This window comes from Roseibium sp. TrichSKD4 (genome assembly GCF_000148725.1).
In the GTDB taxonomy this organism is placed as follows: domain Bacteria; phylum Pseudomonadota; class Alphaproteobacteria; order Rhizobiales; family Stappiaceae; genus Roseibium.
The window spans coordinates 715,911-730,645 of sequence record NZ_GL476319.1 but is presented as its reverse complement, the minus strand read 5'-3'; the positions used below and the strand labels follow the sequence as shown (position 1 = coordinate 730,645).

Below are 14,735 nucleotides of genomic sequence, written 5' to 3'. Positions count from 1 at the left end.
CCAAACTCTTTCTGCCCTGAAGAAAAGGGGCAAGGTTGCCCGTGCCCCTTTCGATGTGTGTATCTGGAAACTTAGCCCCAGCAGAGATTGGTGCCTTCGGTGGTGTCGATGGACTCAACGCCGTCAACCGGCTTGTCTGTGACGAGCGCAACACCTGTATCAAAGAAGTCTTTTCCAGGTGTTGTTTCCGGCTTGGCGCCAGTGTCAGCCCATGCCTTAATGGCTTCGATACCGAGTGAGGCCATTAGCAGCGGATATTGCTGAGATGTAGCGCCGATAACACCATCCTTGACGTTTTGGACGCCCGGGCAACCGCCATCAACGGACACGATGAGTACGTCGTTCTCGCGGCCGATGGACTTCAGGGCCTCATAGGCGCCTGCGGCAGCTGGTTCGTTGATCGTGTAAACCACGTTGATCATTGGGTCTTTGGCGAGAAGGTTCTCCATGGCGCGGCGGCCACCTTCTTCGTTACCGGCAGTCACGTCGTTACCAACGATCCGAGAGTCGGTTTCATCACCCCACTTGTTCGGGTCACCGAGATCAATGCCGAAGCCTTGCAGAAAGCCCTGATCGCGCAGAACACCAACGGTTGGCTGGCTGATGGCAAGGTCAAGCATGCCGATCTTGGCGTCCTTGGCGGCATCGCCGAGGCTGGCTGCTGCCCATTTGCCGATCAGCTCTCCAGCGAGGAAGTTGTCGGTGGCAAAAGTTGCATCAGCTGCATCGATTGGGCTGAGCGGTGTGTCGAGGGCAATCACCAAAAGACCAGCATCACGAGCCTGCTTGACGGCAGGAACGATTGATGAGGTGTCGGACGCGGTCAGGAGAATACCCTTCGCGCCGTCGGCGATACAGGTTTCAATCGCAGCTACCTGGGTTTCATGGTCGCCATCGACCTTACCTGCGAAGGACTTCAGCTCGATGCCGAGTTCTTCTGCCTTTGCCGTCGCACCTTCTTTCATTTTCACGAAAAACGGGTTGGTGTCGGTCTTGGTGATCAGGCATGCGGAAATGTCTGCAGCTGCTGCTGGAGCCGCCGCCATGGCTGCAAGCACTGATGCTGTGGCAAGTAGTTTACGGATCATGTTTTATCCTCCCTGGCCGTTTAGAACTGTTGACGATGGGGCTGGCCAGACCTTGACCCCGTTCGCCTTTCAAACTGCAAGCGCTGCACTATGGCCAACTCCATTGGCCTCATGAATGGCAGCACCTGCCGAGCCTTGTGATACTCCCCCGGTCAGTATGGTCGAACGCGGCGAGAAGTTAAAGAAGAGTGGTAGACTTGCAGCACCCACCGCTCCGGCATCCTGTCCAAAGTTCCCGAACAGGATCTCCGGTGTTTCGCGGGCTTCCGGCGCTGCGTCTTCAAGTGCAGCGGCCAACCCTTTAGTGAGAAGATCGGCAAAGTCACCTGTCAGGTCACTGTCAATGATCACCACCGGAATGTCCAAAAGGGCATAGGCCGATCGAATGGCGGGTTTGAGCGCGTCGATGCAGTCTTCAAGCCATTCGGCAAACAGCTGATTGTTTTCGTCGACCGCATTTTGCAGGTCCGCGCGGCTGAGAGCTGAAAAGTCGCTCGGATTGATGTGTCTTGCCAAAGCCACCAATGAGGCGCGTGTTAGAAGAATGTCCCAGTCTTTTTTTGGCTTTGGTGTTGTCGTCAGGTGTCCAGGTGGCACGGGCATCATCGCGATATCTCCTGCATTGCCGCTCATGCCCCGAGACACATCGCCGTTTTGAATAAGGCCGCCACCGATTGCGGCTCCAAGGAACAGGTAAAGGAAATTGTCGTGTTGTCGGCCATGCCCGTAAAAGAGCTCAGCGACAGCAGCAGCCGTGCCATCATTCTCGCGGAAAACTTCAAAACCGGTCTCTTTTTCAAGGGCCGCAACGCTGTCAAAGTCATCCCACAGCTTGAAGTTTGCTTCCGGCAGACCCAGTTCGTGCAACCATGACCCGAGGTTGAAGGGTTGAGCCAATCCAATGCCAGTGATGCGGGACTTCTCTTCCTCCGAGAGCAAACTAATCAGATTGTCGAGATCATCCCGGATAATCTGCATGGTCTGATGTGGTGCGGGGAGAATCATGTCGTGGCTGCACCGGCCAATGACCTTGCCTTCGAAGTCGATCAGCACAGTTTCCAGATTTGTCCGGTCAATGCGAACGCCAAATCCGAAAGCCCCACGCGGCGCGAGTTTGAGAAGTGTGGCGGGTTGGCCGCGTCCGCCATCGTGGCGTTTGCCGGCTTCTGAAATCAGGCCCTCGTCGGCCAGTGTTTGAATGATACCTCCGACCGCTGCGTTGGTTAGTTTGGCTGCGCGAGCCAAATCTGCCTTGGATGCCTCTCCCAGTTTCCTGAGGAACTGCAATACGATACGCTCGTTGTAACGGCGCAGTTGCGCCGAATTCGATCCTCGTCCATTTCGCCGTGTATGTTTCACGGATACTCCTCCCAGACGTCCAGCCAATCCCAAGCTGTCATCCGTTGCCGGCGGGCAGATCTTATTAATTAATCTTGGTGAAATAATTCATTTCTCAATTGAACGAGTCAAATGGAATTTTATTTGCAACGCAAAAAAAAGACATTGCGTTGCGATAAGTGCCTATGCCGACAGTGGATGCAACGCCCGCATCCTAGCGGGTGTCTACGTGAAAAACGCTACTTAAAGTGTGAATAGGTTTATCACACCAAATTTAAATGTGCTGGTTGCTCGAGAAATGGTGGACATGTCGACAGTTGTGGCAATTGGCTTGAGATTTCATTTGTATGTGAGAGTGTTGGGGAAACGGGAAAAGAATAAAAGAGATCGTTATGAAATTGGATGTTCAAGAATTTCTGGGAAAGGCAATTGCCTGCGGCGCTGGGCAGGAACTAGCTGATCTTGTTTTGAAAAACACCCGCCTTTTCAATGTGGTGACCGGGACGATCACGGAAACGGATATTGCGATTGTGGGAGATCGCATCGTGGGCACCCATGGCACTTATGAGGGAAAGTCCGAGTTTGATGCGGGTGGCCGGGTAGTGGTCCCCGGATTTATCGATACGCACCTTCACGTGGAATCATCGCTTGTCACGCCATTTGAGTTTGACCGATGCGTGCTTCCCCATGGTGTGACAACTGCAATCTGTGATCCACACGAGATTGCAAATGTTCTGGGCGCAGAAGGCATACAGTATTTTCTCGACGCGTCCCTTCAAACGGTCATGGATTTGCGGGTCAACCTTTCCTCGTGTGTGCCGGCAACTGCTTTTGAAACTGCTGGCGCTTGTCTTGAGATCGAAGACCTGTTGCCGTTTCGTGATCACCCGAAGGTAATCGGCCTTGCTGAATTCATGAACTTTCCCGGTGTTTTAGCCCGAGATCCGAAAGTTCTGGCAAAACTTGCAGCATTTCAGGACGGGCATATTGATGGGCACGCGCCGTTGCTGTTGGGCAAGGACTTGAATGGCTATCTGGCTGCCGGTATTCGCACCGACCATGAGGCAACAAGTGCCGCCGAAGCACTGGAAAAACTTGCCAAGGGCATGACCATCCTGATCCGGGAGGGGTCTGTCTCCAAGGATCTGGATGCGTTGGCACCGATCTTAACACCCGATGTGTCTGCTTTTGTTGCCCTTTGCACAGATGATCGCAATCCTCTCGATATTGCAGAGGAGGGGCACGTTGACAGCATGATCCGGCGACTGATTTCGAAGGGGATACGACCACTCGATGCTTATCGTGCTGCGAGTTGGTCAGCGGCCAATGCCTTTGGTTTGAAGGATCGCGGGGTCATCGCACCGGGCCGCCGTGCGGACATTGTGGTTCTGGATGATGTGCGGGAGTGTCAGGTCGCAAGCGTCATCAGTGGTGGACGGATTGTGTCTGAAACCCTGTTCGCTCAGCGTAAAACTGTCGAACCTGTCGGGCTGGACAGCGTCAAGATATCTCGCGTTGAGCCTGAGGATTTCAATGTTCCGGCCTCTAACCGTGAAACGCGGGTAATTGGTGTTGTTCCCGGGCGTATTCTCACAGAGGATTTAACGCGGACTCTTCCGACTTCTGGTGGTTCATTGTTGCCCGATACGGAGCAGGATGTGCTCAAGGTCGCTGTTGTCGACCGCCATAAGGGAACTGGCAATATCGGCAAGGGGTTCGTGAACGGTTTCGGCATGACGTCTGGGGCCATCGCCTCATCTGTCGGGCATGACAGCCATAATATTTGCGTTGTCGGTGTATCTGATCAGGCCATGGCCCATGCGGTCAACCGGGTTATCGCCATGAAGGGTGGCTTTGCTGTTGCCGATGACAATGGAGTGCGCGCTGAATTGGCCTTGCCGGTTGCAGGCTTGATGAGCCTTGAGCCGTTTGAAAGTGTGCGCCATTCGCTGGAAGACCTTCGGGCCGCAGCACGTGCGATTGGCTGCAAGTTGCCTGAACCGTTCCTGCAAGTGGCGTTCCTGCCGCTGCCGGTTATCCCACATTTGAAGATCACCGACTTTGGCATGTTTGACGTCAATAAATTTGAATTGGTTGATTGATCCGTCATGATCCTGACTGTTGCCGTTTCCGGATACAGGTCCTTGCGGGATTTTGTCCTCCCGTTGGATCGAATAACGGTTGTGACTGGAGCCAATGGCAGCGGGAAGTCCAGCCTCTACCGTGCCATTCGTCTGCTGGCTGAGGTGGCGCAAGGCAATGCGGTGGCAACGTTGGCTCGGGAAGGCGGGCTTGAATCCACCCTGTGGGCAGGGCCGGAACGTTTTTCCAGAGCCATGAAACACGGTGAGCTGCCGGTTCAGGGTGTCGTGCGGTCTGAGACAGTGAGCCTGAAACTGGGCTTTGCTGACGAAGACTACGGTTATGCCATTGATCTTGGCCTTCCTCAGCCAAGTCGGTCGGTCTTTTATCTGGATCCGGAGATAAAGGCCGAAAGCCTTTGGATCGGCGAAAAGCTCTCGCGGCGCAATGAATTGGCCAATCGGGCCGGGCCTTTGGCGTGTGTCATGAACGATGCGGGGCAACGCGTTCCTGTCATGCGGGATCTGGCAGCCTTTGACAGCATGATGACCCATGCAGCTGATCCCAAGGAAGCGTTGGAACTTCTTGTCATGCGTGAGCGGATGCGCAGCTGGCGGTTCTACGATCACTTGCGGACTGATATGGAAGCCCCGGCGCGCCAGCCGCAGATTGGCACCAGAACACCGGCGCTGGCCTCCGATGGACGAGATTTGGCCGCAGCTATCAGCACCATTCGCGAAATTGGTGATGCGGGCTTGTTTGAAGATGTCATTGACGATGCTTTTCCCGGCGCGACGGTGGGTGTTCAGATCCAAAACGGCTTGTTTGAAATTCTGATGGAGCAGCGTGGCCTTTTACGTCCACTTCGCGCAGCCGAGTTGTCTGATGGAACGCTGCGCTATCTCCTGTTGGCAGCGGCCTTGTTAACGCCGAGACCGCCTCCGCTGATGGTCTTGAACGAGCCGGAAACGAGCTTGCACCCGTCGCTGCTGGAGCCACTTGGACGCTTGATTGCCAAGGCGGCGGAAAACACACAAGTCGTTGTCGTGTCTCACGCAAAGCCTCTTGTTGAAGCCTTGGCAGGAAAACGCGGGGCGGTGCGCCATGAACTTCGCAAGGAATTGGGTGAAACGATTGTCGATGATGTAGACGCGCCTGCCTGGGCGTGGCCGAAGCGATAAACGGGAAATCCAGAAAGTGAAGGGGTTACGTTACGTCGCGAGTTGACGTGAACGGAAGGTTATGCCCAATTCAGGGCTGGAGATATCAATGAGAAGGCAGTTGCCGACAAATTTGTTTTCCCCTTGGAGGACCATTTTCATGCAAAATGGCAGGTGGGGACACAAACACGGCAAGCTGCCGGATTTGCGCGGGAGAACGCCATGACAACTGCGGAAGACTGGATCGAAGCCTTCAAGCCACGGCCGATATACGACTACCTGAGAGAAACTGTAGAGCGATTTGGAGATCGGCCTGCTGTCGATTTCATGGGTAGGGTCTGGACCTATGGTGAGCTGGGCGATCTGGTTGAAAAAACCGCTGCTGGTTTGAAATCCATGGGTGTCGGGCCGGGGGTGAAGGTGGGGCTTTGTCTTCCCAACACGCCCTTTTATCCGATTTTCTATTTTGCGACGCTGAAGATTGGCGGAACAGTTGCAAATTTTAATCCGCTTTATGTGGAGCGCGAGATTGCGTTTCAAGCGCGTGATGCTGACGTCAAGATCATGGTCACGATGGACCTGAAGGTGATCTACGACAAGGTGGAGGCCGTTCGCCAAGAGAACGTCCTGGACAAGATCATCGTCTGCCCGATGACCGACTGTTTGCCGACGGTCAAGAAGGTCCTTTTCAGCCTGTTCAAGCGTAAGGAAGTGGCAAACATTGAGTGGGACAGCGCACATGTTCCTTTTGCCGACCTCCTGACCAAGGGTTCGTCTGTAGAAGCTGCTGCAATCGATATGGAAAACGATATCGCGGTGCTGCAATACACGGGTGGAACAACAGGTGTGCCGAAGGGTGCCATGCTGACGCACAAGAACCTGTCGGCGAATATGGAACAGATGCAGGATGTGTTCCATAGCGCAAAGCAGGGCGAGGAAAAGGTGCTTTGCGTCCTTCCGTTTTTCCACGTCTTTGCCATGACAGTTGCGCAAAACCTGTCTGTCATCTTGGGCGCAGAAATGGTGCTTCAGCCTCGCTTTGAGCTGAAAGCTGTTCTTGAGGTCATCAAGAAAAAGAAGGTCACGCTTTTCCCTGGTGTTCCGACCATCTTCACCGCCATCAACAATTCACCGATGACAAAAAACTACGACCTGACGAGCATCTCGCTCTGCTTGTCAGGTGGTGCGCCTCTGCCAGTTGAGGTGAAGGCAAAGTTCGAAGACATGACAGGCTGCATTCTGGTCGAAGGTTACGGCCTAACCGAATCTTCGCCGGTGGCCTGCGTCAACCCGCTGAGCCGCGACAGCCGGCCCGGCTCAATCGGGCGACCGGTTCCTGGAACCGTGGTGCGGTTTGTCGATATTGAAGACCGGACCAAGGAAGTCGGCGAGGGAGAGAAAGGCGAGCTTTGCCTCTATGGCCCACAAATCATGAAGGGTTACTGGAAGCGCGAGGATGCAACAGCCGAGACGATCAGTTCCGATGGATACCTGCACACTGGTGATGTTGGTTATCAGGAAGACGATGGCTTCATCTATCTGGTCGACCGCATCAAGGACTTGATCCTGTGCTCCGGCTACAACGTCTATCCGCGTGTGATCGAAGAAGCGATCTACCAGCATCAGGCCGTCGATGAGACCATCGTGATTGCCATCCCGGATGACTACCGCGGGCAATGTCCAAAAGCGTTCATCAAGCTGAAAGACGGCGAGGAGATGACGGCAGAGGAGATGCAGACATTCCTGAAGGATCATCTGTCGAAAATCGAGCTGCCGAGCGAAATCGAGTTCCGAAGTGAGTTGCCAAAGACAATGGTTGGTAAACTGTCCAAAAAAGAGCTGGTTGAGGAGGAAGCCGCCAAACGGGCTGCGGTTGACCGCGAAACGGCATAAGGCAAACGCTTTGCGGCACTTGCCAATCTCTAGCGCGCGGGCTACCGACAAGGTTCGTTTTTGATCTGTCCGGAGTTCTTGATGCTTGAAGATTTGCCGCCCTATCTGACCACACGCGAATTGGCCGACCTCATTCGGGTCAAGGAACGCAAGGTGTATGATCTGGTAGCAACTGGCGATGTGCCGCACAGCCGGGCGACTGGAAAGCTGCTGTTTCCACGCGATGCGGTTCTTGCCTGGGTTGATCAGGCGGGTGAGGCGGCAGCGTCGGTGCCTCGTCCTAAAGTGGCGCTGGGCAGTCATGACCCTCTGCTGGAATGGGCGCTACGGGCTTCCGATTGCGGCCTGGCAAGTCTGTTTGACGGCAGTGTTGACGGGCTGGAGCGTTATGAAAAGCGTGAAGGCCTGTTGGCGGGCCTTCACATACCGGATGAAGCTGGCTCAGACTGGAATGTCGGCACAATTGCAAAAACATATCGGTTCAAGCCGGTTGTTTTGGTGGAATGGGCCAAACGACAGCGTGGTTTGATCGTCTCAGCTGGAAATCCGAAGAACATCAGAAACCTGTCTGATCTTGCCGGAAAACGTCTTGTGGAGCGGCAAGAAGCGGCAGGAAGCCACATCCTCTTGAAAAAACTGCTCGCTCAAAGTGGCGGAGCGCTGGAAGCTGAGATTTCCTTCGGCCCGGCTGCGCGGGATGAGCGGGAAGCTGCGCTCGCTGTCTTGTCAGACGAAGCAGATGCGGCCTTTGGATTGGAGACAGCCGCGCGGCAGACACGGCTGGATTTTGTGCCCTTGCATCAAGAACGGTTTGATCTCCTGATCTCCCGCAAGGACTTTTTCTATCCCGCATTCCAGACGCTGTTGAAATTCAGCCGATCCAAGAGTTTTGCCGACAAAGCGCAGGACCTCGGGGGTTATGACGTTTCAGAGTTGGGAACGGTTCATTTTAACGGGACTTGAAGACATACACCTTCTGCCCAGCAGAGCGTGTTTCGGATCTCTATATTGTGATGTTTGGTCTAAATATCTGGAATATATTATGAAAAATAGTTTTTGGCAGTCTCTGGCTATCATTTTGTTTGGAGTGTTCTCGATGCAGTCAGTCAATGCCGAAGACCTGAACACAGAATTGAAAGCTGCCTTTGAAAAAGGTGAGCTTCCGGGACTGCATGGGGCGATGGCCGAGTATCAGGGCAAACTTTTGGCTGAAGTCTATTTTGAAGGCGAAGACGAGCGCTGGGGTCAGTCCATCGGATCAGTCAAGCACGGGCCGGAGACTCTGCACGATCTGAGGTCGGTGACTAAATCGGTTGTGGGGCTGCTCTATGGGATCGCTTTGGGGGAGGGGAAAGTACCTGAGCCATCCACAGCTCTCTACGATCAATTCCCGGAATACCCAGACCTTGCAAACGATCCTGAGCGGGGCGGCATCCTTATTGAGCATGTTTTGTCCATGCAAATGGGGTTGGAGTGGAACGAAGACCTTCCCTACTCAGACCCGAGAAACAGCGAGATTGCCATGGAAATGGCTCAAGACCGTTTTCGCTATATTCTCGAACAGCCCATTCGGGAAGCGCCCGGTCAAAGCTGGATTTACAGCGGTGGCGCAGCCGCTCTCATCGGACGTTTGATAGAAAAAGGGACTGGGCAATCCCTTGATGACTATGCAGCCGAAAAGCTGTTCGGGCCATTGGGGATCAAGGGATTTGAATGGATCGCCGGGGATGATGGTGTGATCTCGGCCGCATCAGGTCTACGTATGACGCTTCCCGACCTGATGAAGATCGGGCGCATGGTCGCAAATGACGGCGAGGGGATTGTGCCGGAAGAATGGCTGGAGGCGTCCTTTGAGCCAAAAGTCACAATCCATCAGCATTCGCGCTACGGGTATCTGTGGTATCTCAGCGGTCCGGACAACGAGATTTCGGTTGCTGTCGGCAATGGTGGACAACGGCTGACTGTTCAGCCTGCCCGAGATTTCGTGGTTGCCTCATTTGCCGGTCGTTACAACGATTCAGCCAGTTGGCAAACCTCGTTAAAGGTGCTTCTGGACTTCGCCGTTCCAGCTGCCAAACGAGTCTCTGCAAAATAGCAGGTGGTCGTTCGGTTGAAGGGTGTTCATAGGCGATTGCTTGTGCTGATCCTTCAGTTGTTATATCCGCGCCCGTCGGCGTTGCGGGCAAGGGCGCGGCCTTTGATGGCTTCGCGGCGGACGGTGTAGAGCGAGGCGGCGATGATGACCGCAGCGCCGATGAGCGTTTCAACGCTCGGCCAGTTGCCGAAAATCACGGCTCCAAACACGGTGGCGTAGAGCAGGCGTGTGTAGTCGAGCGAGGCAATGGCGGTTGCCTCTCCGGCCTTGAAAGCCTTGATGTTGCACATTTGTGCTGCCCATGACACCACGCCAAGCACGATCATGATCGCCCACTGTTCCATGCTTGGGGTTTGCCAGGTCATATAGGCTGGAATGGCCATGAGCAGCCCGACAAAAACAGCCTGATAGGTCAGCACTGTGATGGGGGGATCTGTGCGCGTGAGAATGCGCAGGATGACCATGACCATGCCCGCGCAGGCTGCACCGGCAATGGCGAGTGCGGCATAGGGGTCAACCAGCCCATCGCCCTCTGGTCGCAGCATAATCAGAACGCCCAAAAAGCCCACGATGGTCGCGCCCCAGCGGTGAAAGCCCACTGTTTCTCCCAAAAAGATGATGGCGAAGATCGTGATGAAAAAGGTCTTTGAGAAATTGAGGGCCGTTGCATCGGCAAGTGGCAACTCAATCAGAGCCGTAAAACCGCAGAGCATGGCAGTTGAGGCAAAGACAATTCGCGCTGCTTGCAGACCCGGTCGTTTGGTCGCGAGTGATCCGGGCAGGTTGGGGAGAATTTTCGGTGCAACGATTGCCACCATCACGGCCTGCCGAACAACAAGGATCTGAAACACCGACAATCCTTCACCCGCCAGTTTGATCAAGGTTGCCATGATGGTGAAGAGAAAGGCGGCGAGCAGGATCCAGAGCGCGCCAATCGTGTTGGATGGCAGCCGTTCGGTGAGGCGTTCGATGCGCTGAGACAGGGAGTGAGAGTGGGTATCTTCGTCCGGAGACTGCGTCATAAAAGGGGTCTTGCATCGAAAAGTGAGCCGTCCGCCCATGCGGTCGTTTGACTGGCGGCCAACGAAACTGGGGCACGTAAAGCGGATAGGGTCGCGAATTGGAGTTGTACTGGATCATAATGCTTCTGAACTGTTTGGGAAGGGCTGCGTCTCCCTTTTCTGTCCCTCAGTGTTCAGCAGCGGGCAGACAGACCGTTCACTGATCTCGGCATTGTTTGAATGCGTAGGGCTTGCAACACTGAGGTTCTATTCAGGAGCAAGACCGTGCAAAAGATCCAGACCCAAGGCATCCATCACATCACGCTTGTTGGCGCAGATCGTCAGACCTCGATAGATTTCTGGGAAGGCCTGCTCGGCATGCCGTTCGTGTTTGAGCAGCCCAATCTGGATGATGCCAAGCAGAGTCACCTTTATTTTGATCCCGGTGACGGGCGTCTCATCACCATCTTCACAAACGAAGAGCGCAAAGCGGATGCCTCTCCTGCACCACAGGATATTGGCTGCGTCCACCACCTTGCCCTGAATGTGTCTCAAGCCACGTTCCGTCAGATTGCCAAACGTCTGGACGAGCGAGGCATTGACCATAGCGGCGAGAAAGATCGCGGTTTCATGGATTCCATCTATTTCCGCGATCCCCTTGGCCTCTTGATCGAGCTTGCCAGCTACCGATTTGAGCCGCCCGCTGGCATCCAGATGGGGGAAGTCATGCTGGAGGCGCACAAGATTCGCGTTGCGCGCGGCGACTACAACATTCAGGAAGTGCATCTGGCTGACGCAATTGAAAACCTGACGCGATCTTCCCGTCGTAGCCTGTCTGAAGACCGCTCGCCAAAAGATCCGTACGGATGATTGGATGGTGAACCTGATAATTGTATCAATACGATGGTCGTGCTTTTAAAAGTGAAGTTGTGGTTTAACGTAGGGTTAAGTTGAGATTTTGAATCAATCTAAACTCGGCATGGTTGCTGGGTGATCTTGAAAAACCTCATATGCTGCAAGATTGCTTTCTCAAGTCAGGGAGGAAAAGCATGTGCCAGATATTTGCCGGTCAGGATCCTGCAGATTATGAGCCGCTGACCCGTCGTTTGCGGCTGAACGGACAAAGTACGAGCATTCGGCTTGAAAAGTCGTTTTGGGACATTCTGGATGACATTGCCGCCGGTGAGGGGCTGACAACGCCCGCCTTTGTTTCCAAGCTGCATTCCGAGGTTCTGGAACTGCGCGGCGAAGCGCCGAACTTCACCTCGCTGCTGCGGTGCGCTTGCTTGATCCGGACCCGACAGATGGCGTCTCGTCCGGTGCTTGAAGCGGCCGAATAGACGAAAAATCACCTGTAGTATCGTGCTACTACCACGGGGCTGACCAACTCCCCCAAAATCCCTTCATGATCGTAAGTCCGATCCTTGGAGGTGTAAGTTGGCGAAAGCAATCCACTCCATGATCCGCGTTCTGGAAGAAGCGCGATCCGTGGAATTTTATCAAAAAGCCTTTGGACTGAATGTTGCCGAACGGTTGGAGTTCGACAGTTTCGTTCTAGTTTATCTGCGAAATCCTGAAGCCGATTTTGAGCTGGAATTGACCATCAACAAGGGGCGCGAAGAGCCCTATGACCTTGGCGATGGCTACGGCCACTTGGCTCTTTGCGTCGATGATCTGGATGCCGAACATGCACGGTTTGAGGCAGAAGGGCTGGCCCCACGCAAGATCGTAGAATTTGAGCGCGAGGGCGCGCTGCTTGCCAAGTTCTTTTTCGTTGCAGACCCGGACGGGTATCAAATCGAGGTTCTGCAAAAACACGGGCGATTCAAATGATTGAACCGGAGCGCGATTGGGAGGTCGTGCTCCGGTTTTTGGTTTGAGGAGGACAGCGCCTTTGGATCAGGACAACCTGAGACAGGGCGCACATATGAGGGGTCCGGACGACCGGGCCCGAGGGAGGAGCAAATGGAAACGATCCTGGATCGTCGCAGTATGTCGCGGCGGGACTTACTGACGGGAAGCCTGGCCTTTGGCGCGGCTTTTGTGGTCGGACCGGGTTTTGTCGCGGCTACGGATGCGGCGTGGGCCATGGAAGTGAAGGCCTTGAAACCGGAAACCATGGCAACGCTTATTCAGATGGCGCGCGATATATATCCGCACGATCATGTGGCTGATGAATATTACGCCGCTGCCGTGAAAGGCTATGACAATGCGGATCAGGCGGAAATGATCGAAAGCGGCGTTGCCGCTTTGAATGCAGCTGCCCAAGGCAAAGGGCACAGCAGTTACACAGGTGCGGGCTGGGAGCGGGACCGCGTTGACCTCCTGCGCGCCATGGAAGGCAGCAGCTTCTTTCAAATGATTCGGGGAGGTCTGGTGACAGGTCTCTACAATCAAAAAGCCGTTTGGCCACTCTTTGGTTATGAGGGCGAGAGCTACTCCCAAGGTGGCTATATCGACCGCGGCTTTGACGACATCAACTGGATCTGAGGGAGGGCACAATGGCTGCACCATTTGACTTGTCCGACGACAGTGTTGTCGTCGTGATTGGAACCGGCGCGGGCGGTGGCGTCCTTGCCAATGAGCTTGCGCAAAAGGGCGTCAGCGTTGTCGCGCTGGAAGCGGGCGGACGTTATCTGCCGGACGACTATATCAATGATGAGTGGGAAAGCTTCGGTCAGCTGGCGTGGCTCGACAAGCGCACTACCTCTGGGGATTGGCGGGTTGCGAAAGACTTTTCCGGGCTGCCGGCCTGGATTGTGAAGGCAGTTGGGGGCACCACCACCCACTGGGCGGGCGCATCGCTGCGTTTTCAGGCGCATGAGTTCAAGACCAAGACAACCTATGGCGACGTGCAGGGCGCAAACCTGCTCGATTGGCCGATTGATCTGGCGGAAATGGAGCCGTGGTACGAAAAGGCGGAAGCCAAGCTGGGTGTCACCCGCACTGGTGACCGCGTAGGTCTGCCGGGTAACAACAACTTCAAGGTCTTTGAAGCGGGCGCGAAGAAGCTTGGCTACAAGGACGTCCACACGGGCCGGATGGCGATCAACAGCGCCGACTATGATGATCGCCTGGCGTGCCAACAGACCGGGTTCTGTTTCCAGGGCTGTAAATGGGGGGCTAAATGGTCCGCCGCTTATACCGACATCCCGCGTGGTGAAGCGACTGGCAATCTGGAAGTTCGCGAACATGCGCACGTTCTAAAGATCGAGCATGACGAGAGCGGCAAGGTGATCGGCGTTGTCTATGCGGACAAGGACGGCAACCAGCATATGCAAAGGGCCAGAATTGTCTGCGTGGCTGGCAATTCCATCGAAAGCCCGCGCCTGCTGCTCAACTCTGCAAGTAACATGTTTCCGGATGGGTTGGCCAATTCTTCCGGTCAGGTCGGGCGCAACTACATGCGCCACATGACCGGATCGGTTTATGCCGTGTTCGACAAGCCAGTGAAGATGTGGCGGGGCACGACCATGGCCGGGATCATTCAGGATGAATCTCGTCATGACCCGTCACGCGGTTTTGTCGGCGGTTATGAGATGGAGACCCTCGCGCTGGGCTTGCCGTTTATGGCCGCTTTCCTTGACCCGGGCGGATGGGGGCGTGAGTTCACCACAGCTCTCGATGCTTATGAGAACATGGCGGGCATGTGGCTGGTTGGCGAAGACATGCCGCAGGAAACCAATCGGATCACGCTCAATCACGATGCGCTGGATCAATACGGCCTACCGGCACCCAACGTGCATTTCGATGATCACCCGAATGATATTGCGATGCGCGATCATGCCTACAAGCAAGGCATGGCAGTCTATGAGGCCGTGGGAGCAACGCGGACCTTCCCGACGCCTCCCTATCCGTCAACGCACAATCTGGGCACCAACCGCATGTCGGAAAAGGCGCGCGATGGTGTGGTGAACCGCTGGGGTCAAACCCATGATATCGCCAATCTGTTTATCTCGGATGGCAGTCAGTTCACCACAGGTGCAGCAGAAAACCCGACCCTGACCATCGTTGCTCTGGCCATCCGGCAGGCGGACCACATCGCCGGGGAAATGAGCAAGGGCAACCTTTAACGGTC

At 54.9% G+C, this 14,735-nt stretch carries 13 protein-coding genes; 10 read left to right on the top strand and 3 right to left on the bottom strand.

Annotated elements, in window-relative coordinates; translation table 11 throughout:
* Positions 1-71: 71 nt before the first annotated feature.
* Positions 72-1,088: a sugar ABC transporter substrate-binding protein gene (locus TRICHSKD4_RS19705; RefSeq protein ID WP_009468699.1), complete on the bottom strand. Its 1,017-nt coding sequence runs from the start codon at positions 1,086-1,088 to the stop codon at positions 72-74.
* 69 nt (positions 1,089-1,157) lie between these two features.
* Positions 1,158-2,447, bottom strand: coding sequence for an ROK family transcriptional regulator (locus TRICHSKD4_RS19700; protein ID WP_009468698.1), 1,290 nt, complete (start codon positions 2,445-2,447; stop codon positions 1,158-1,160).
* A gap of 371 nt (positions 2,448-2,818) precedes the next feature.
* Here TRICHSKD4_RS19700 and ade point away from each other — a divergent pair, with 371 nt between their 5' ends.
* The 5 genes from ade (at position 2,819) to TRICHSKD4_RS19675 (ending at position 9,656) form a co-directional block, all read left to right on the top strand.
* Entirely contained in the window at positions 2,819-4,528 is a 1,710-nt protein-coding gene (ade, locus tag TRICHSKD4_RS19695; RefSeq protein WP_009468697.1) for an adenine deaminase, read from the top strand.
* Between the two features lie 6 nt (positions 4,529-4,534).
* On the top strand, positions 4,535-5,689 hold the full coding sequence (locus TRICHSKD4_RS19690) for an AAA family ATPase (RefSeq protein ID WP_009468696.1): 1,155 nt from the start codon (positions 4,535-4,537) through the stop codon (positions 5,687-5,689).
* A 201-nt stretch (positions 5,690-5,890) separates the two neighbouring features.
* Positions 5,891-7,561 (top strand): long-chain fatty acid--CoA ligase, encoded by a 1,671-nt coding sequence (locus TRICHSKD4_RS19685; RefSeq protein WP_040617261.1) that lies wholly within the window; start codon positions 5,891-5,893, stop codon positions 7,559-7,561.
* A gap of 81 nt (positions 7,562-7,642) precedes the next feature.
* Positions 7,643-8,524, top strand: coding sequence for a helix-turn-helix transcriptional regulator (locus TRICHSKD4_RS19680; protein WP_009468693.1), 882 nt, complete (start codon positions 7,643-7,645; stop codon positions 8,522-8,524).
* A gap of 79 nt (positions 8,525-8,603) precedes the next feature.
* Positions 8,604-9,656, top strand: a complete 1,053-nt coding sequence (locus TRICHSKD4_RS19675; protein ID WP_009468692.1) for a serine hydrolase — start codon at positions 8,604-8,606, stop codon at positions 9,654-9,656.
* A gap of 53 nt (positions 9,657-9,709) precedes the next feature.
* Here TRICHSKD4_RS19675 and TRICHSKD4_RS19670 read toward each other — a convergent pair whose 3' ends face one another.
* Entirely contained in the window at positions 9,710-10,678 is a 969-nt protein-coding gene (locus TRICHSKD4_RS19670) for a DMT family transporter (RefSeq protein WP_009468691.1), read from the bottom strand.
* A 264-nt stretch (positions 10,679-10,942) separates the two neighbouring features.
* Between TRICHSKD4_RS19670 and TRICHSKD4_RS19665 the strand changes: the two genes are divergently transcribed.
* The 5 genes from TRICHSKD4_RS19665 (at position 10,943) to TRICHSKD4_RS19645 (ending at position 14,730) form a co-directional block, all read left to right on the top strand.
* Positions 10,943-11,527 carry a VOC family protein gene (locus TRICHSKD4_RS19665; RefSeq protein WP_009468690.1) on the top strand — a complete coding sequence of 195 codons (585 nt, stop codon included), beginning with the start codon at positions 10,943-10,945 and terminating at the stop codon, positions 11,525-11,527.
* Between the two features lie 179 nt (positions 11,528-11,706).
* Entirely contained in the window at positions 11,707-11,997 is a 291-nt protein-coding gene (locus TRICHSKD4_RS19660; protein ID WP_009468689.1) for a ribbon-helix-helix domain-containing protein, read from the top strand.
* A 97-nt stretch (positions 11,998-12,094) separates the two neighbouring features.
* On the top strand, positions 12,095-12,490 hold the full coding sequence (locus TRICHSKD4_RS19655; protein ID WP_009468688.1) for a VOC family protein: 396 nt from the start codon (positions 12,095-12,097) through the stop codon (positions 12,488-12,490).
* Positions 12,491-12,622: 132 nt separating this feature from the next.
* Entirely contained in the window at positions 12,623-13,147 is a 525-nt protein-coding gene (locus TRICHSKD4_RS19650) for a twin-arginine translocation pathway signal (RefSeq protein WP_009468687.1), read from the top strand.
* Positions 13,148-13,158: 11 nt separating this feature from the next.
* Positions 13,159-14,730: a GMC family oxidoreductase gene (locus TRICHSKD4_RS19645; RefSeq protein ID WP_009468686.1), complete on the top strand. Its 1,572-nt coding sequence runs from the start codon at positions 13,159-13,161 to the stop codon at positions 14,728-14,730.
* Positions 14,731-14,735 lie beyond the last annotated feature (5 nt).